The organism is Pseudomonas sp. FP198, from assembly GCF_030687895.1.
Classification (GTDB): domain Bacteria; phylum Pseudomonadota; class Gammaproteobacteria; order Pseudomonadales; family Pseudomonadaceae; genus Aquipseudomonas.
Map to the genome: position 1 here is coordinate 5,211,888 of NZ_CP117452.1, position 18,155 is coordinate 5,230,042.

Annotated in this window: 14 protein-coding genes and 1 tRNA gene; 3 read left to right on the forward strand and 12 right to left on the reverse strand. The window is 63.0% G+C overall.

Annotation, left to right across the window (positions count from 1 at the left end; all coding sequences use genetic code 11):
• Positions 1 to 48 precede the first annotated feature (48 nt).
• The 3 genes from PSH78_RS23740 (at position 49) to PSH78_RS23750 (ending at position 2,999) form a co-directional block, all read left to right on the forward strand.
• Positions 49 to 135: transfer RNA gene (locus PSH78_RS23740), tRNA-Leu, on the forward strand.
• Positions 136 to 423: 288 nt separating this feature from the next.
• On the forward strand, positions 424 to 1,434 hold the full coding sequence (locus PSH78_RS23745; RefSeq protein ID WP_305497188.1) for an extracellular solute-binding protein: 1,011 nt from the start codon (positions 424 to 426) through the stop codon (positions 1,432 to 1,434).
• Positions 1,434 to 2,999, forward strand: coding sequence for an iron ABC transporter permease (locus tag PSH78_RS23750; RefSeq protein WP_305497190.1), 1,566 nt, complete (start codon positions 1,434 to 1,436; stop codon positions 2,997 to 2,999). The genes PSH78_RS23745 and PSH78_RS23750 overlap by 1 nt, the downstream gene beginning before the upstream one ends.
• Before the next feature lie 113 nt (positions 3,000 to 3,112).
• Here the strand turns inward: PSH78_RS23750 and PSH78_RS23755 are convergent, their stop codons facing one another.
• The 12 genes from PSH78_RS23755 to PSH78_RS23810 all read right to left on the reverse strand — a co-directional run bounded on the left by PSH78_RS23755 (position 3,113) and on the right by PSH78_RS23810 (position 18,120).
• Entirely contained in the window at positions 3,113 to 5,047 is a 1,935-nt protein-coding gene (locus PSH78_RS23755; protein ID WP_305497193.1) for a methyl-accepting chemotaxis protein, read from the reverse strand.
• Between the two features lie 151 nt (positions 5,048 to 5,198).
• A complete protein-coding gene (locus PSH78_RS23760; RefSeq protein ID WP_003186407.1) occupies positions 5,199 to 6,491 on the reverse strand; it encodes an adenylosuccinate synthase in 1,293 nt (430 codons plus the stop codon).
• Between the two features lie 54 nt (positions 6,492 to 6,545).
• Positions 6,546 to 7,733 carry an ATP phosphoribosyltransferase regulatory subunit gene (locus tag PSH78_RS23765; protein ID WP_305497194.1) on the reverse strand — a complete coding sequence of 396 codons (1,188 nt, stop codon included), beginning with the start codon at positions 7,731 to 7,733 and terminating at the stop codon, positions 6,546 to 6,548.
• Between the two features lie 321 nt (positions 7,734 to 8,054).
• A complete protein-coding gene (gene hflC, locus PSH78_RS23770; RefSeq protein WP_305497195.1) occupies positions 8,055 to 8,924 on the reverse strand; it encodes a protease modulator HflC in 870 nt (289 codons plus the stop codon).
• Positions 8,924 to 10,099 (reverse strand): FtsH protease activity modulator HflK, encoded by a 1,176-nt coding sequence (gene hflK, locus PSH78_RS23775; protein ID WP_305497196.1) that lies wholly within the window; start codon positions 10,097 to 10,099, stop codon positions 8,924 to 8,926. Before hflK ends, hflC begins: the two co-directional genes overlap by 1 nt.
• A gap of 85 nt (positions 10,100 to 10,184) precedes the next feature.
• Entirely contained in the window at positions 10,185 to 11,486 is a 1,302-nt protein-coding gene (gene hflX / locus PSH78_RS23780; protein WP_305497198.1) for a ribosome rescue GTPase HflX, read from the reverse strand.
• Between the two features lie 12 nt (positions 11,487 to 11,498).
• A complete protein-coding gene (gene hfq, locus PSH78_RS23785) occupies positions 11,499 to 11,759 on the reverse strand; it encodes an RNA chaperone Hfq (protein WP_058546527.1) in 261 nt (86 codons plus the stop codon).
• 91 nt (positions 11,760 to 11,850) lie between these two features.
• The gene (gene miaA, locus PSH78_RS23790; protein WP_305497200.1) at positions 11,851 to 12,822 is read right to left on the reverse strand and encodes a tRNA (adenosine(37)-N6)-dimethylallyltransferase MiaA; all 972 of its coding nucleotides are present in this window, start codon (positions 12,820 to 12,822) and stop codon (positions 11,851 to 11,853) included.
• A complete protein-coding gene (mutL, locus tag PSH78_RS23795; RefSeq protein ID WP_305497202.1) occupies positions 12,822 to 14,735 on the reverse strand; it encodes a DNA mismatch repair endonuclease MutL in 1,914 nt (637 codons plus the stop codon). Before mutL ends, miaA begins: the two co-directional genes overlap by 1 nt.
• The gene (locus PSH78_RS23800; protein ID WP_370871022.1) at positions 14,732 to 16,162 is read right to left on the reverse strand and encodes an N-acetylmuramoyl-L-alanine amidase; all 1,431 of its coding nucleotides are present in this window, start codon (positions 16,160 to 16,162) and stop codon (positions 14,732 to 14,734) included. The genes mutL and PSH78_RS23800 overlap by 4 nt, the downstream gene beginning before the upstream one ends.
• 3 nt (positions 16,163 to 16,165) lie before the next feature.
• Positions 16,166 to 16,633 carry a tRNA (adenosine(37)-N6)-threonylcarbamoyltransferase complex ATPase subunit type 1 TsaE gene (gene tsaE / locus PSH78_RS23805; protein ID WP_305497205.1) on the reverse strand — a complete coding sequence of 156 codons (468 nt, stop codon included), beginning with the start codon at positions 16,631 to 16,633 and terminating at the stop codon, positions 16,166 to 16,168.
• On the reverse strand, positions 16,624 to 18,120 hold the full coding sequence (locus PSH78_RS23810) for an NAD(P)H-hydrate dehydratase (protein WP_305497207.1): 1,497 nt from the start codon (positions 18,118 to 18,120) through the stop codon (positions 16,624 to 16,626). Before PSH78_RS23810 ends, tsaE begins: the two co-directional genes overlap by 10 nt.
• Between the last annotated feature and the right edge of the window lie 35 nt (positions 18,121 to 18,155).

Genomic DNA, 18,155 nt, shown 5'->3' on the forward strand with positions numbered 1-18,155 from the left:
GCGCTCCGTATAGTGCGCGACATCAACAGCGGCAACGCTGAAGATACTGCCCAGATGGTGAAATTGGTAGACACGCCAGCTTCAGGTGCTGGTGACCGCAAGGTCGTGGAAGTTCGAGTCTTCTTCTGGGCACCAATTCAAGCTTCAAGGTCAGATGCCTTGAACCTCACAGAAACCCGCGAAAGCGGGTTTTTGCGTTTTCTGGATCCGGAAATTCCCTCTGTGGCGAGGGGATTTATCCCCGCTAGGCTGCGTAGCGGCCCCAAAAGCAACGATCTCAATCTTACTGGCACCGAGTTGTCGGGCCGGGGGCCGCTGCGCAGTCCAACGGGGATAAATCCCCTCGCCACAACGCACATGAGAAACAATATCGTTTATCATTGTTACAAGTTTTTGCTACACGACAGTGAGGAACCCCCGCGAATGATGTTTCGAACCACCCTGCGCCGCGCCCTGACCTGCACCCTGCTCGGCCTGACCCTCGCAACGCCCCTCACCCAAGCCGCCGACAAGGTGGAACTGACTCTCTACAACGGCCAGCACAAAGAAGTTGGCGATGAACTGGCCAAGGCCTTTGAGGCCAAGACCGGCATCCACGTCAACGTGCGCAAGGGCAGCAGCAACCAGCTCGCCAGCCAGATCGTCGAAGAAGGCGAGCGCTCCCCGGCCGACGTGATCTACACCGAAGAGTCGCCGCCATTGAACAAGCTCGGCGAGCAAGGGCTGCTGGCGAAGATCGACGATGCCACGCTCAACGTACTACCCAAGGATTATGTTGCGAGCAATGGCACCTGGATGGGCGTGACCGCCCGCGTGCGTGTGGTTGCCTACAACCCCAAACTGATCGACGAGAAAGATCTGCCGAAAACCGTCCTCGATTTCGCCCAGCCGCAATGGCAGGGCAAGGTCGGCTTTGTACCAACCAGCGGCGCGTTCCAGGAGCAAGCCGTCGCCATCATCAAGTTGCACGGGATGGACGCCGCCGAGGAATGGCTCACCGGGCTGCGCGCGTTCGGCAAGGTCTACAGCAACAACATGGTTGCCCTCAAGGCCGTGGAAAACGGCGAAGTGGCGACGGTCCTGGTGAATAATTACTACTGGTTCGCGCTGCAGCGAGAGAAAGGCCAGCTCGATTCCCGGCTGCACTATTTCACCGGTGGCGATGCCGGTGGCCTGGTGACCGTGTCCAGCGCTGCCGCGCTGAAATCCAGCAAGCACCCCAAGGAAGCCCAACAACTGCTCGCCTACATGGCCAGTGAAGAAGGCCAGCGCGTGATCACCCAGACGTCCGCCGAGTACCCTCTGCACAAAGGCATGGTGTCGGACCGCGGCCTCAAGCCGTTCAGTGAACTTGAACCGCCAAAAGTCACTCCGGCCGACCTCGGCAATGCTGAAGAAGCCCTGGAACTGGAACGTGAAGTCGGCCTGAACTGATGACACCGTCGCTGAACGCTCCCCCTGCCGCGGGGAGCTATATTCCCCGGCGCAAGCGCCCGTCGATCGGCCTGCTGCTCCCGGTTCTGCTGCTGGTGCTGCTGAGCGCGTTGCCACTGCTGTATGTCATCGCGAAGGCCTGGCAGGCCGGTTGGACAGAAGCATTGCACTTGCTCTGGCGGCCTTATGTATTCGGCCTGCTGCGCAATACCCTGGCGCTGATGATCGGTGTCACGCTGGCCTGTGGCGTGATCGGCCTGTCCCTGGCCTGGCTTTTGGAGCGCAGCAACCTGCCGGGACGCAGGGTCTGGGGCGTGATCCTCTGCCTGCCATTCGCGGTGCCGGCGTTTGTCAGCAGCTTCACCTGGGTATCGCTCAGCGCGCAATTTGAGGGCCTGGGCGGGGCCATCCTGGTCATGACCCTGTCCAAATATCCGCTGATTTTCCTGCCGGTGGCGGCAACGCTACGCAACCTCGACCCCTCCCTCGAGGAGTCCGCACGAACCCTGGGGCAAAATCGCTGGGGCGTGTTTTTTCGCGTCACCCTGCCACTGCTCTGGCCTTCACTGCTGGCCGGCTCACTGTTGATTGCCTTGCACATGCTGGTGGAGTTCGGCGCGTTGTCGATCATCGGACTGCAAACGTTTACCACCGCGATCTACCAACAATTCGAGCTGGAGTTCAGCAACGCCAATGCCGCCATGCTGTCGGCGGTGCTGTTGGTGCTCTGCCTGGCACTGTTGTGGCTGGAATTGCGCGTGCGCGGCAAGGGCCGCCATGTACGCACCGGACAAGGCGCGGCACGCCGCGCGGAGCAGGTACGGCTCGGCCCCTGGGCGCTCCTCGGCCAGCTGTATTGCGCGGCATTGACGGTCATTGGCAGCGGTATTCCGCTGGGGATGCTGGTGTATTGGCTGGCGGTGGGGACTTCCGCCGCTTTCCCGGTAGGCGAGATCGGCGAAGCCCTGCTGTCATCCCTGGCGCTGTCACTGGGCGGCGCCGCGCTCTGCCTCGTACTCGCGGTGCCGGTCGGCCTGCTGGTGGTGCGTCACAAGGGGCGCCTGGCGCTATGGGCAGAACGCCTGCCGTATTTGCTGCATGCACTGCCAGGCCTGGTGATTGCCCTGAGCCTGGTGTATTTCGCGCTGCACTATGTGCCGGCGCTCTATCAGACCTCGGGTTTGCTGCTGATTGCCTACGCGCTGCTGTTCCTGCCGCTGGCCCAGGCGCCGGTGCGTACGGCGCTGAACAAGGCCGCGCCGCAGCTGGAAGAAGCGGCTCGCACGCTGGGGGCTTCGTCTTTCAGTGCGTTTTGCCGGGTGACCTTGCCGATTATCTTCCCGGCGCTGGGGGCAGCATTTGCGCTGGTGTTCCTGGACGCGATGAAAGAACTGACCGCCACGCTGCTGCTGAGCCCAACTGGACTCGATACCCTCGCGACAGCGGTCTGGGCACACACTTCGAACGTCGAGTTTGCGGCAGCGGCGCCTTACGCGGCGCTGCTTATCCTGGTGTCGGGGTTGCCGGTCTATTTGCTGACGACGCGGATGTATCTGAGCCGCTGAAATCGCTTTCGCGAGCAGGCTCGCTCCCTCCCACAGGTGCCAGGTCTTGTAGACGCCACGCCAGAACCCCTGTGGGAGCGAGCCTGCTCGCGAAGGGCCAGCCGCAATCTCGATCAGGCCCTGAACTGCCCCAGACTCGCCTTCAACTGCGCCGCCAGACCGTCCAACACCTTGCCGCTGGCAGTGGTCTCGACCACCGCCTGGGCGGCTTTTTCGGCCTGGGCGTGGATGGTTTCCACCCGTCCGCGCACCGCTTGGGCGCCCTGGGCCTGATGCGCCGCTGCCTGGGTCGCCAGGCCGATGGCCGCATGGACCTGCTCGACCGAAACCTGCACTGATTGCTGCAGCCGTGCGCTGTCTCGCAGCACCGCCAGGCCCTCGTTCGCTTGTCGTCCAGCCTGGCCAATCGCAGCCACCGCTTCGCGCGCACCTTGTTGCAAGGCAACGATATGCGCCTGGATGTCGCCAGTCGAACTCTGGGTCTTGCTCGCCAGTGCCCGCACCTCGTCCGCCACCACCGCAAATCCGCGCCCGGTTTCGCCTGCCCGCGCCGCCTCGATGGCCGCGTTCAACGCCAGCAGGTTGGTTTGCTCGGCGATGCCATGGATAACCGTCAGGACCACTTCGATCTGCTCGCTCTGCTGCGCCAGCCGTTCGATGACCTTCGCCCCGGTGTCGACCTGTCCGGCCAGCGCTTCGATCAAGCCGCCGACCTTGGCCGCGGTGCGGGTCGTTTCATCGGTGGCCTGGCGGATCTCCACCACCTGCTGCAGGGCCGCCTGCATCGCCTGGCTTTCCGATTGCGCCTCATCAGCCATCTGCGACAACGCCCGCAGGCTCTCGGCCACTTCGTCGCGCTGCATGCCGGCCGCCGCGTCGGCGCCGGAGTTGCGCAGGGTCATCGCACCGATTTCCTGGCCGGTGCGCTGGGCCACGTCACCCGCTTCACGCACGATAGGTTGCAACTTGTCGACAAAACGATTGACCGCCGAAGCCATTTCGCCAATTTCATCCTTGCTGCTGATCTGTACACGCTTGGTCAGATCGCCCTCGCCTGCCGCCAGGTCGTTCATCGCTGCGATCAACAGCTTCAAGCGATTGACCACCCGCCGCCCCAGCACCACGGCCAGCAATGCCAGCACGCCGAACCCGACCAGCGCCAGGCCCAGACCGATGCGCCAGCGCAAAGTCCCCGCAGCCTCCTGCACGGTGGCGGCGGTATTGGTCTGCATTTGCGTGGCGGTTGCCTGCGCCGAGCCCAGGCGGCCACGCATGGCGGTGGCGCTGTCGGCGGCTGCGCCCTTGAGGCTGTCACCGACCAGTTGGTCGCTGCTGGCGATCAATGCGGAGAAGCGCTGGTCCAGCGCTTTCAGATCGGTTTCCACCGAGGCGGTGGAAACGCCCATCAGCACTTTGCCGATTTCCACACCGTTGGGGTTGATCGATGCTTCGAGGTAATAGACCGACGGGTCGTTCTTCGCCGCGTCCAGCACCTTGTCCAATGCCCGCTCGCCCTTGCCTTTTTCCAGGAGGGCCTTGTTGATCGGGTTTTCCCGGTTCAGATAACGAGTCAGGTGTTCGCCGGCAGCGTCGTCATAGATGACGAACAACACGTTGGGATTGCGCTGGGCGCGGCGGGCGAATTCGGAAAGGGTCGGCACGTCGCTGTCCCACATGGCGCGAGGCGCGACCGAGGCCAAAAGCTGCGCCATATCATTGGCGGAATCCCTCAGGTCTTTTTCCAGAGTCGCACGCAGATGGGCCTGCTCTTCCTTCAGCCGCGAGGACAAACCGGCGTTCAACCGTTGGCGGGTGCTGGCGGAAAGGCTATCGAGGCTCGAGGTGACTTCACGCCCGGCCTGCTCCAGCTCCCCGGCGAGTTTCTGGCTGTCAGCCCCCAGGCGCGCGTTCAGGTCGGCCTCCAGCGCGGTGACCGTGCTTCGGGTCAGCGCAACGGCGACCAGTACCTGCACCAAAAGGGCGATACCGAGCGTAACGAAAACAGGCCGCAGCAAACGGCTTTGTAACAGTGAGAGAACGGCCGACACAGGGGAATCCCTCTACTAACGCCATTAAATTGATGGCACTTCACAAGAAGTACTTATTATCAAGGGTGCGAAGCAAAGGTCGTGCCGTCTGACAGACAGAGACGACAAAGGACCCAAACGAGGGTCCTTTGTGTGTTACATCAACGACTTATCAGGCGAAAGGATGACGCAGAACGATGGTTTCGTTGCGGTCCGGCCCCGTCGAAATAATGTCGATCGGCGCACCGACCAGCTCTTCGACGCGCTTGATGTAGTTGCGGGCCGCCACGGGCAGCTCTTCCAGGGTCTTGGCACCCACGGTCGATTCGGTCCAGCCTGGCATCTGCTCGTACACCGGCTCCAGGCCAATGTAGCTGTCTGCATCGGTCGGTGCGTCGATGACGGCGCCGTCCTGGTTCTTGTAGCCCACGCAGATGTTGATGGTTTCCAGGCCGTCCAGCACGTCCAGCTTGGTCAGGCACAGGCCCGAGATGCTGTTGACGTCGATGGCGCGACGCAGGATGACGGCATCGAACCAGCCGCAACGACGGGCACGGCCGGTGGTGGCACCGAACTCGTGGCCACGCTTGGCCAGGAAGGCACCGACGTCGTCGAACAGCTCGGTCGGGAACGGGCCCGAACCGACGCGGGTGGTGTAGGCCTTGGTGATGCCGAGAATGTAGTCCAGGTACATCGGGCCAAAACCCGAACCGGTGGCGATGCCGCCAGCGGTGGTATTGGAGCTGGTGACGTACGGGTAGGTGCCGTGGTCGATGTCCAGCAGCGAACCCTGGGCGCCTTCGAACATGATGTCCTTGCCGGCGCGGCGCAGCTCGTGCAGCTCGGCGGTGACGTCGAGCATCATTGGCTTGAGCAGCTCGGCGTACTCCATGCACTCGTCCAGGGTCTTCTGGAAGTCGATGGCCGGCTCTTTGTAGTAATTGACCAGGACAAAGTTGTGGTAGTCCAGCAACTCGCCCAGCTTGGCGGCAAAACGTTCGCGGTGGAACAGGTCGCCAATGCGCAGGCCGCGACGGGCGACTTTGTCTTCATAGGCCGGGCCGATGCCGCGACCGGTGGTGCCGATCTTCAGCTCGCCACGGGCCTTTTCACGGGCCTGGTCCAGCGCAACGTGGTAGGACAGGATCAGCGGGCAGGACGGGCTGATGCGCAGGCGCTCGCGCACCGGTACACCCTTCTCTTCCAGCTTGATGATTTCCCGCAGCAGGGCGTCGGGGGCAACCACCACGCCGTTGCCGATCAGGCACTGCACGCCTTCGCGCAGCACGCCCGAGGGGATCAGGTGCAGAACGGTTTTCTCACCGTCGATCACCAAGGTGTGACCTGCGTTGTGGCCACCCTGGTAGCGCACTACGGCGGCAGCATGTTCGGTCAGCAGATCAACGATCTTGCCTTTGCCCTCATCACCCCACTGGGTGCCCAGGACTACGACATTCTTACCCATAACACTTGTCCTCATTCGCGCAAACTTGGTGCCGGCGATGGCCGGCAGGAAAACTCAAGAAGCCAGCGGCAATACTTGCCAAAGCCCGTTCTGCTGAATCAATTGCCGGTCGCAGTCCGCTTCACGGGCGGCGGCCAAAGGTTGCCCAGGCAATGCCTGGACGACACGCTGACCCTCACTGCGCAACTGGCAGACCATCTGCCAGAGTGCCGCATCCGTACTGTCAGGCATCCAGATACCGCCAGACGGTAACTCGATCTCAGCACGCCCCAGGGTCACCAGGGTTTTCAAATCGGTAGAGAAGCCGGTCGCCGGACGGGCACGACCGAAATCGGCGCCGATGTCGTCGTAGCGACCGCCCTGGGCGATGGACTGGCCAACGCCCGGTACGAACACCGCGAATACCACGCCGGTGTGGTAGTGATAACCGCGCAGTTCACCCAGGTCGAAATACAGCGGCAGCTCCGGGAAACGCACCGACAGACGTTCGGCAATCGCCAACAAGTCATCAAGGGCCGCCAGCACAGGGGCCGGCGCACCGGCCAGACGCTCGCGAGCGGCACCCAGCACTTCACGGCCGCCACACAGGTCCACCAATGCCCGCAGCATGCCAGACAATTGTGTCGGCAGGCCTTCGGTCAGGCTGATGACTTCGTCGATGGCCTTGCGCTGCAAAGCATCGAACAACTGCTGCTCCACTTCACCGGACAGCCCCGCCGCCCGCGCCAGGCCACGGTAGATGCCGACATGGCCCAGGTCCATGTGGACATCCGGCACGTCAGCCAGTTGCAGCATGGCCAGCATCAGACTGATGACTTCCACGTCGCTGCTCGGGCTCGCGTCGCCGTACAGCTCGGCGCCCAGCTGGATCGGGCTGCGCGAAGACGACAAGGCACGCGGCAAGGCATGCAGGACACTGCCGGCATAGCACAGGCGGCTCGGACCTTCACGACGCAGGGTGTGGGCATCGATGCGCGCCACTTGTGGCGTGATGTCGGCCCTAAAGCCCATCTGTCGACCCGACTGCGGATCGATGACCTTGAAGGTGCGCAGATCCAGGTCCTGGCCCGCGCCGGTCAGCAGGGATTCCAGGTACTCGATATGCGGGGTCACGACAAACTCGTAACCCCAGCTCTGGAACAGATCCAACACCTGCCGACGCGCTACTTCGATACGCGCGGCCTCCGGTGGCAGTACTTCTTCGATGCCATCTGGCAGCAGCCAGCGGTCTACCGTTGCCATTACGCCATTCCCCTATGATCCGGGCGGCCAACTTTCGGGCTGGCCTTGAGTGAAGCAGAAAATGCCCGCGCCATGCGAAAAACCGCAAACCACGCGCAAGGGCGACGTGACGAATGGCCTTGAATCGGCCTCGCCAAGCATTTTCCTCGAAAAACCTGTCGGGTCATTTCACCCGACGCCTGCAACCAACACCACAATCGAACGTGCAGACGCAAAAAAGCCGGGAATTTCCCGGCTGCCGCATCATACACACGTTTTCCCAAAGGATCACCCCGCCCGACGTTTTAGCCGCCGGGCGGAGTGCTTCAGGTCAACGTTGCATCAAGGCTTGGCTTTTTCCAGGTAGTGGAAAAAGTCGCTGCTTGGGTCCAGGACCAGAACGTCGGACTTGTTCGCGAAGCTTTCACGGTAGGCCCGCAGGCTACGATAGAACGCGTAGAACTCCTGATCCTGGCCGTAGGCCTTGGCGTAGATCGCCGCAGCCTGGGCATCGCCATCACCACGGACTTCTTCCGATTCACGATAGGCTTCGGCCAGCAGCACACGGCGTTGGCGATCGGCGTCGGCACGGATGCCTTCAGCCAGCTCGTTACCCTTGGCACGGTGCTCGCGGGCTTCACGCTCACGTTCGGTGCTCATGCGCTCGAACACGCTGCGGTTCACTTCCTTCGGCAGGTCAATGGCCTTGACGCGGACATCGACTACTTCGATACCCAGCTCTTTTTCCGCCATCGTGTTCAGCGAACGGGTGATGTCGGACATGAGCGCATCGCGCTCACCGGAGACCACTTCATGCAGGGTACGCTTACCGAACTGGTCACGCAGGCCCGATTCCAGGCGACGGGACAGACGTTCGTCAGCGATCTGCTTGAGGCCGGACGTCGCGGTGTAGAAGCGCTCGGCATCCTTCACGCGCCACTTGGCGTAGGCATCGACCATCACGGCTTTCTTTTCCAGCGTCAGGAAGCGCTGCGTCGGCGCGTCCAGCGTCATCAGGCGGGCATCGAACTTGCGCACCTTGTTGACGTACGGCACTTTCACATGCAGCCCCGGCTGGACATCAGCCTGGACCACGCGACCGAACTGCAGCAACACCGCACGCTCGGTCTGAGCCACGATGTAGAAGCAGTTCCAGGCAGCGATCGCCACGACGACACCGACAATAAGGGCGATCAGCGATTTATTGCTCATCAGCGACTCTCCCTGGTACGTGCTTGCTGTTGCTGCAGGTCCGCCGCCGCGCGGGCATTGGCTTCATTGCTGGCGGCTGCCGCCGCTCCGGTTGACGGCGTGCTGGTGTTGCGACCGCTCTCGACCATCTTGTCCAGCGGCAGGTACAGCAGATTGCTCTGGCCGTTCTTGTTGCCGGTCACGAGGACCTTGCTGGTGTTGCTGAAGACTTCCTGCATGGTGTCCAGGTACAGACGCTGGCGGGTCACTTCAGGGGCCTTGCGATACTCGGCCACCAGTTTGGTGAAGCGATCAGCCTCACCCTTGGCGCGGGAAACCACTTCGTCGCGATAGCCGTTGGCATCCTCGATGATGCGCTGGGCCTGGCCACGAGCTTCCGGCACGACGCCGTTGGCGTAGGTTTCGGCCTGGTTGCGCGAACGCTGCTCGTCTTCACGGGCACGGATCACGTCGTCGAAGGCTTCCTGGACTTCACGCGGTGCCGCTGCGCTCTGCACGTTGACCTGGGTGACGGTGATACCGGTGCGATAGGTGTCGAGGAAACGCTGCAGGCGCTCCTTGATTTCGCTGGCCATCAGCTCGCGGCCTTCAGTCAGCACCTGGTCCATGGCGGTGGAGCCCACCACATGGCGCAAGGCACTTTCAGTCGCGTGTTGCAGGCTGATTTCCGGCTGGTCGACGTTCAGCACGAAGTCCTGCAGGTTGGTGATCTTGTACTGCACGGTCAGCGGCACTTCGACGATGTTCTCGTCTTCGGTGAGCATCTGGCCCTGCTTGGTGTAGGCACGCTCACGCGTGACGTTCTCCATGTACTTCTGGTCGATCGGCGGGAAATAGATGTTCAGGCCCGGGCCGACGGTTTCGTAGTACTTGCCGAAGCGCAGCACCACGGCTTGCTCCTGCTCGTCCACGACATACACCGCGCTGTACAGCCAGACAGCCGCAAGCACGACAAGACCGATGCCGAGCAGGCCGAAACCACCGCCTCTGCCCGCACGGCTGCCGCCCTCGTCACCGCGTTTCTTACCACCACCGAACAAACCGTTCAGGCTTTCCTGCAGCTTGCGGAAGGCCTCGTCGAGATCCGGTGGTCCCTTGCGGTCGCCGTTGTTACGACGCTTGCCGCCCCAGGGATCCTGGTTGTTCGAGTTGCCACCCGGCTCATTCCAAGCCATAGCGCTCTCCATCTGATAAAGCAAAGACGCACCCACGGCGCGCCGGCCAATGCTACAGAATGCCTGACACAGCTTTCTCAGGCTTTTATTGCAAAGTGTGTTGCTCGATGAATTCCATCGGTTGCAGCCCTTCACGACTGACCAGCCGGTTCAGTTCCGACCGAGGCAGGCGAACGGCCAGCAGGCAGACACCGTCTTCGTCGTGTTCTTCTTTCTGCACCGCCCCCAGCTCGAAGAACTGGGCACGCAGCCGGGCAAAATGCTGTGGCAGCTTCAGGGTGCCGACAAACAGGTCGTCGCCCAGCAGCTCCGCCACGGCCTCCTTGAGCAGGTCCAGGCCGCTGCCATCACGCGCCGACAGCCAGACCCGCTGCGGCTTGCCGTCGGCATCGCGCTGGATCTGCGGTTCCACGCCCTCGAGCAAATCGAGTTTGTTGTATACCTCGAGGATCGGCAAGTCCTGCGCCCCGATCTCGCCCAGCACCACCATGACCTGCTCGATCTGCAGCATCCGGTCCGGCTCGGCGGCATCGATCACATGCAGCAGCAGGTCGGAGTTGCTCGACTCTTCGAGCGTAGCCCGGAAAGCCTCGACCAGCTTGTGCGGCAAGTGCCGGATGAAGCCCACGGTGTCGGCCAGCACGATCGGCCCGAGGTCGTCCAGGTCGAGCCGGCGCAGGGTCGGGTCGAGCGTGGCGAACAACTGGTCGGCCGCGTAGACGTCGGACTGGGTAACGTGATTGAACAGCGTCGATTTGCCGGCGTTGGTATACCCCACCAGTGAAACCGTCGGGATGTCCGCCCGCTTGCGGCCGCGTCGCGACTGCTCGCGCTGGCTGCGGACCTTCTCCAGCCGCCCCTTGATCTGGCGCAGGCGAACCCGCAGCAGGCGCCGGTCGGTTTCCAGCTGGGTTTCACCCGGGCCACGCAGGCCGATACCGCCTTTCTGGCGCTCGAGGTGAGTCCAGCCGCGAACCAGCCGTGTGCTCATGTGCTCAAGCTGGGCCAGTTCGACCTGGAGCTTGCCTTCATGGGTACGCGCGCGTTGGGCAAAGATATCGAGAATCAGCCCGGTGCGGTCGATCACGCGACACTCGAAGACACGTTCGAGGTTACGTTCCTGACTGGGCGTAAGGATGTGGTTGAAAATCACCAGATCGATGTGCTCGGCCTTGACCAGATCGCGCAACTCCTCGACCTTGCCACTGCCGATCAGGAATTTGGCGGTTGGCCGATGACGCGGCACGTTGACAAACGCGACGGTCTCGGCGCCGGCCGAAATTGCCAATTCCTGAAACTCCTGCGGATCTTCGCGCGCCTCAGGGTCCTGTCCTTCCAAGTGAACGAGAATAGTCCGCTCACCACCACCGTGGCGCTCAAAGAACAAAGGAGGCTCCTATCAAGCGTTACCCGGCTCAGCGTCAGCGCCTTCGGATTCGGTTGCGCTAGGCAGACGAATTGGACGAACCGGCACCACTGTCGAGATAGCGTGTTTGTAGACCATCTGGCTGACGGTGTTTTTCAGCAGGATGACGAACTGGTCGAAAGACTCGATCGTGCCTTGCAGTTTGATCCCGTTGACCAGATAGATGGACACCCCAACTTTCTCTTTACGTAAAGTGTTCAAGTAAGGGTCTTGTAGCGAATGCCCTTTTGACATGTGCCGCACTCCTTTAAGGATCAATTATAAAAATCGGAATCAGATGGCTTGGGCCGTCACACCCCCAAGGATAGACGGCAATTGCAAGGACTCAGCTCAATATGGAGATGGTCCCGAGGTATTTCAAGGCGCGTGGCAGATTGTCGCAATCAAGGCTGTCGAGCCAGTGCAAGTCAGTCCAGCTGCGCAACCAGGTGAACTGGCGCTTCGCCAATTGGCGCGTGGCGATAATCCCACGCTCGCGCATCTCGGCTGACGTCAGCTTGCCGTCCAGGTAATCCCAGACTTGTCGATAACCTACCGCACGTATAGACGGCAACCCGGCGTGCAGGTCACTTCGCTCACGCAGGGCTACGACCTCGTCTATGAACCCCTGTTCCAACATCAATGTGAATCTTTGTTCAATACGCTGATGCAACACTTGCCGGTTCGCCGGAGCGATGGCCAGATTCGCGACAGTATAGGGCAATTGTTGCAGTCCCGAAGCGGCTGCTTCAGTACTTTGCGCAGATTGTCGCTGGCGCAGGGCCGTCATGCTCTGGCCGCTGACCCGATAGACCTCCAGCGCCCGGCTGAGCCGCTGCGGGTCGTTGGGGTGGATACGCGCCGCCGATTCCGGGTCAATGGCCGCCAATTGCTCATGCAGCGCTTGCCAGCCAAGGCGCGCAGCCTCTTCTTCGATCTGCGCGCGCACCTCGGGATCGGCCGCCGGCATGTCCGCCAGCCCGTCGACCAAGGCCTTGTAATAGAGCATGGTGCCGCCCACCAGCAGCGGAATCTTGCCCCGCGCGGTGATCTCGGCCATGGCCTGGAGCGCATCACGCCGGAAATCGGCCGCCGAGTAGGCATCGGCCGGGTCGAGGATATCGATCAGGCGGTGGGGAAATTCAGCCAGCAGTTCTTTCGATGGCTTGGCGGTGCCGATGTCCATGCCCCGATAGACCAACGCCGAGTCGACGCTGATCAACTCGCAGGGCAGCACCTTGGTCAGTTCGATGGCCAGGTCGGTCTTGCCGGCGGCCGTCGGCCCCATCAGGAAGATCGCCGGAGGGAGCTGGCTCATCAGCGACCGCGCAGGAACAGTTTGTCCAGGTCGTCCAGGCCCAATTGGGTCCAGGTCGGCCGGCCATGGTTGCATTGACCGCTGCGCTCGGTGTTTTCCATGTCCCGCAGCAGACCGTTCATTTCCGGCAGGGCCAGGCGCCGGTTGGCGCGGATTGCGCCGTGGCAGGCCATGGTGCCGAGCAGTTCGTTCAGGTGCGCCTGGATCCGGTCACTGGTGCCGTACTCCATCAGGTCGGCCAGCACGTCGCTGACCAGGCGATTGGCCTCGGCCTGTTTCAACAAGGCCGGGATCTGCCGGATCGCCAGGGTCTCCGGGCCCAGGCGCTGCAACTCGAAGCCCAGGCGCTGGAACCAGCTCACATGTTCTTCGGCGCAATCGGCTTCGCGCTGACTGACGGCCAGGGACTCGGGCACCAGCAGCGGTTGGCCGCTCAAGCCCTCACTGGACATGGCGATCTTCAGCCGCTCGTACATGATCCGCTCGTGGGCGGCATGCATGTCCACCAGGACCAGGCCCTGGGCATTTTCCGAGAGGATGTAGATGCCTTTGAGCTGCGCCAGGGCATAGCCTAGCGGCGGGATATCGCCCTGGCCATCGGGCAATGCCGCCGCACCGGCCTCCGGCAGCGGCTTGAAAAACTCGCGATAGGCGGCCTGGGCCTCCGCCGCCGGCACATTCGACTGAGGACGCGGTGTGTATTGGTATTGATAGCCGCTGCCGGCACCGTTGCCGGCCGTGTTATAGACCGGCTGGGGCTGAGGCTGCTCAAGCAGCGCGTTGGCCGCAAGGCGCATTTCGCCCTGGGGACCGAATTCGCCAGCTTCCAGTCCGCTTGGCCGGACCATGCCGGCCACCGCCGCCGGGGCCGCCAATTGATCTTCGGGACGCACGTCGCCCAGGGCGCGATGCAAAGTGCCGTAGAGGAAGTCATGGACCATGCGCCCGTCACGGAACCGCACTTCGTGCTTGGTCGGGTGCACGTTGACGTCCACCACCGAAGGGTCGACCTCGAAAAACAGCACGAAGGTCGGATGCCGGCCGTTGAACAGCACATCGCGATACGCCTGGCGCACCGCGTGGGCCACGAGCTTGTCGCGCACCGCGCGGCCATTCACATAGAAATACTGCAAGTCCGCCTGGCTGCGGGAGAACGTCGGCAAGCCGACCCAGCCCCACAGGTGCAGGCCATTGCGCTCCACCTCGATGGGCAATGCCTGCTCGAGGAAACCCGCACCGCACACCGCGCCCACGCGCCGGGCGCGGGCCGCATCATCGTGGGCCTCGTGCAGGCTGAGGATGGTCTTGCCGTTGTGGCGCAAATGGAACGCCACGTCAAAACGCGCCAGGGCCAGGCGCTTGATGACTTCCTGCAAATGATCGAATTCAGTCTTCTCGGCCTTGAGGAACTTGCGCCGGGCCGGGGTATTGAAGAACAGGTCGCGCACCTCCACCGAGGTGCCCACCGGATGCGCGGCGGGCTGGACGCGAGAAGCCATGTCGCGGCCTTCGGTCTCGACCTGCCAGGCCTGGTCGGCATCGCGGGTGCGGGACGTCAGCGTCAGGCGCGACACCGAGCTGATGGACGCCAGCGCCTCGCCACGAAACCCCAGGCTCATGACCCGCTCAAGGTCTTCCAGGTCGCGGATCTTGCTGGTGGCGTGGCGAGCCAGCGCCAGCGGCAGGTCGTCAGCGGGAATGCCGCGACCGTCATCGCGCACCCGCAGCAGCTTGACGCCGCCCTGCTCGACATCGACATCGATGCGCTTGGCCCCGGAGTCGAGGCTGTTTTCCAGCAGCTCCTTGATCACCGACGCCGGGCGCTCGACCACCTCACCGGCGGCGATCTGGTTCGCCAGCCGCGGGCTGAGCAGTTCGATGCGAGCGTTGCCGCCAATCACTTCATCCGTCATTGCTTGACCGCCACTTCGTTGCCGGGAATGGTCAGGGTCTGGCCGATCTTCAGCTCGTCACTCTGCAGGTTATTGGCGCTGCGCAAGGTAGCGGGCGACACCTGGTAGCGCACCGCGATCATCGCCAGGGTTTCGCCAGGACTGACGCGATGATCCCTGGGTCCCTGGGCAATCTTGCCCGAATCGCGCAGCCAGGCGATGTAGGTGCCCGGCGGCGGGTTCTGCTGGAAGAACTGCCGCACACCGCTGCTGATGGAACGGGCCAGGGCCTGCTGATGGCTCGCGGAAGACAGTTTCGAGGCTTCGTTGGCGTTGGAGATGAACCCGGTTTCCACGAGGATCGACGGGATGTCCGGCGACTTGAGCACCATGAATCCGGCCTGTTCGACGCGTTGCTTGTGCAACGGGGTAACGCGGCCGATGTTGCTCAGGACCTTTTGCCCAACGTTCAGACTTGACGTCAACGAGGCGGTCATCGACAGATCCAGCAACACGCCCGCGAGCATCCGGTCCTTGTCGTCGAGACTGACGTTGCCGGCACCGCCGATCAGGTCGGAACGGTTTTCACTGTCGGCCAGCCAGCGCGCGGTCTCGGAGGTGGCGCCACGATCGGACAAGGCAAATACCGAGGCGCCGAACGCAGCCTTCGAAGGCGCGGCGTCGGCGTGGATCGAGACGAACAGGTCTGCACCTTTCTTGCGGGCGATCTCGGTGCGGCCACGCAACGGAATGAAGTAGTCGCCGGTGCGGGTCAGCTCGGCGCGAAAGCCCTTCATGCCGTTGACCTGGCGCTGCAACTCCCGGGCGATGGCCAGCACCACGTCTTTCTCACGCTGACCGCGCGAGCCCGAGGCGCCGGGGTCTTCGCCACCGTGGCCAGCATCGATGACCACGATGATGTCGCGTTTGCCGGCCGGCGCCGGTGGCAGCTTGAGCGCAGGCTCGGTGGGTGTGACCGGCACGGCAGGCACCGTCGCGACCTTGGTCGGGGGCGGTGGTGCAGGCGCGGCGTCGGCCGGGTTATCGAACAGATCCACCACCAACCGGTTACCGTACTGGGCATTGGGCGCGAGGGTGAAACTCTTCGGGGTCACGGCCTGTTTCAGATCGATGACCACGCGCAGGTCGGTGGGCGTGCGCTGGGCCGAACGCATCGCGGTAATCGGCGTGTTCGCCGTGGGCACGTTCAGCGGCGCGCCCAGGGATGCACCGTTGATGTCGATCACCAGGCGATCCGGGGCCGCGAGGGTGAACACGCTGTGCTGCACCGGGCCTGTCAGGTCGAACACCAGCCGGGTGTTGTCCGGCGCCCGCCAGAGGCGAACACTGTTGACCTTTGTCTCAGCCACAGCATCGACGGCCAGTGCCGTAAGCAACAGTCCTACGACAGCAACCACCGCGCGAAAGCGCATACCAAACCCCATCATCAATTAGTTTTCCAGTGCCAGAGCGGCACACCACGACTCGCCACGCGAGCCTTGCGGCGTCAGTTTCAGCGAACGCCCGCCGTTCTGCGCGCCAATGGTAATGGTCAGGTCGGGCTTTGGCAAAAAGCCTGCACCCTTCTGAGGCCATTCGATCAGGCACAAGGCGTCATCTTCGAAATAATCACGGATCCCGAGAAACTCCAGCTCCTCAGGATCGACCAGTCGATACAGGTCGAAATGAAAGGCGCGGGTATTACCGATCTCGTAGGGCTCGACCAACGTGAACGTGGGGCTCTTGACAGAGCCGACATGCCCGAGGCCGCGAATGATGCCACGGGACAGGGTGGTTTTCCCCGCGCCAAGGTCGCCTTCGAGAAAAATCAGACCACGGCCTGCGGTGATCTGCGCGATGCGGGCGCCAAATTGTGTCATGGCTTGTTCGTCCGCCACGTACAGGGTTACTACAGACACGGTGAATGCTCCTCCAACAACTGACGAATGGCCGGAATCAGATCGGTCGCGGCCAATCCGCGGCCCGAGCGACCGACCTGCACCCCGGCATTGGCATGCAGCCAGACGGCCAGGCACGCGGCTTCGAATCCTTCCATTCCCTGGGCCAGCAAAGCGCCGGCCACGCCAGCCAGCACATCCCCCAGGCCCGCCGTGGCCATCGCCGGATGCCCCTGGCCGCAAACCGCCAGGCGCCCGTCCGGACTGGCGATCAGGCTACCGGCGCCCTTGAGAATCACGCAGGCTCGGTATTTTTTGCTCAATGCGTGGGCCGCCGCCGGACGATCGGCCTGCACCTGCACGGTGGAAATCCCCAGCAGCCGCGCGGCCTCGCCCGGATGCGGAGTGATGATGCACTGTTCCGGCAGACTGACCACGCCATGGCTCAACAAATTCAGCGCATCGGCATCCCACACCTGCGGCAGCGACGCATTGGCCGCCGCCGACAACAGGCTGCGCCCCCAAGCGGCCTGGCCCAGGCCCGGCCCCACCACCAGCACGCTGGCCTGCTTGAGCAACCCCATCAACTGGTTAGCCGAATGGGTGCCTTGCACCATCACCTCGGGCAAACGCACCAGCGCGGCGGCCACGTGCTCGCTGCGGGTCGCCATCGAAACCATCCCCGCACCGCTGCGCAAGGCGCTTTCGGCGCTCAACTGGATGGCGCCGCCAAAACCGCGGTCGCCACCAATCAACAGCACATGACCAAACTTGCCCTTGTGGGCTGAAGGCGCACGGGGCGGCAGACGCGGCAGGTTATGCGGCAAGAGCAATCGAGCGTTGGCCGGCGCCGCGTCAACGATGTCCGGGTCCGCGTGCAGGTCGTTGAATACCAACTCGCCCACCCGATCCGCCGCATCGCCGGTGAACAGGCCAAGCTTCAGGCCAATAAAGGTCACGGTCAGGTCCGCCGTCACCGCGGTACCCAGCACCCGACCGGTGTCGGCACACAACCCGGAAGGGATATCCACCGCAGCGACCGGTAACCCACTGACATTGATGGTGTCGATTGCCCGGACATACGGTTCGCGAACGTCACCGCTCGCCCCGGTGCCGAGCAACGCGTCGAGCAGAACACCGCGCAATTCGCAATCATCCGACCAGGGTTCCACCGGCACACCGACCGCCACGGCTTCGGCATGGGCATTGGCGGCATCCCCCAGCAACCGCCGGGGCTCGCCTACCGCCAGTACCCGGACCGACCAGCCGGCGCGCCGGGCCAAAGTCGCCACCAGGTAGCCATCGCCAGCGTTGTTGCCATGGCCGGCGAATACGGTCAACTCGCTGGCTTCAGGCCAGCGCCGGACGATCGCTCGCCAGGTGGCGCGGGCGGCGCGCTGCATCAATTCGAAGCCGCTGGTACCCGCCGCGATCAGTTGCGCGTCGAGGGCCCGGACTTGCGCGGCACTGTACAGCGCGTCGGGAAATTCATCTTTAGTCTGCGGCATGCGTCTTCGGGCTCCGATGTCTGGCAGAATTATAC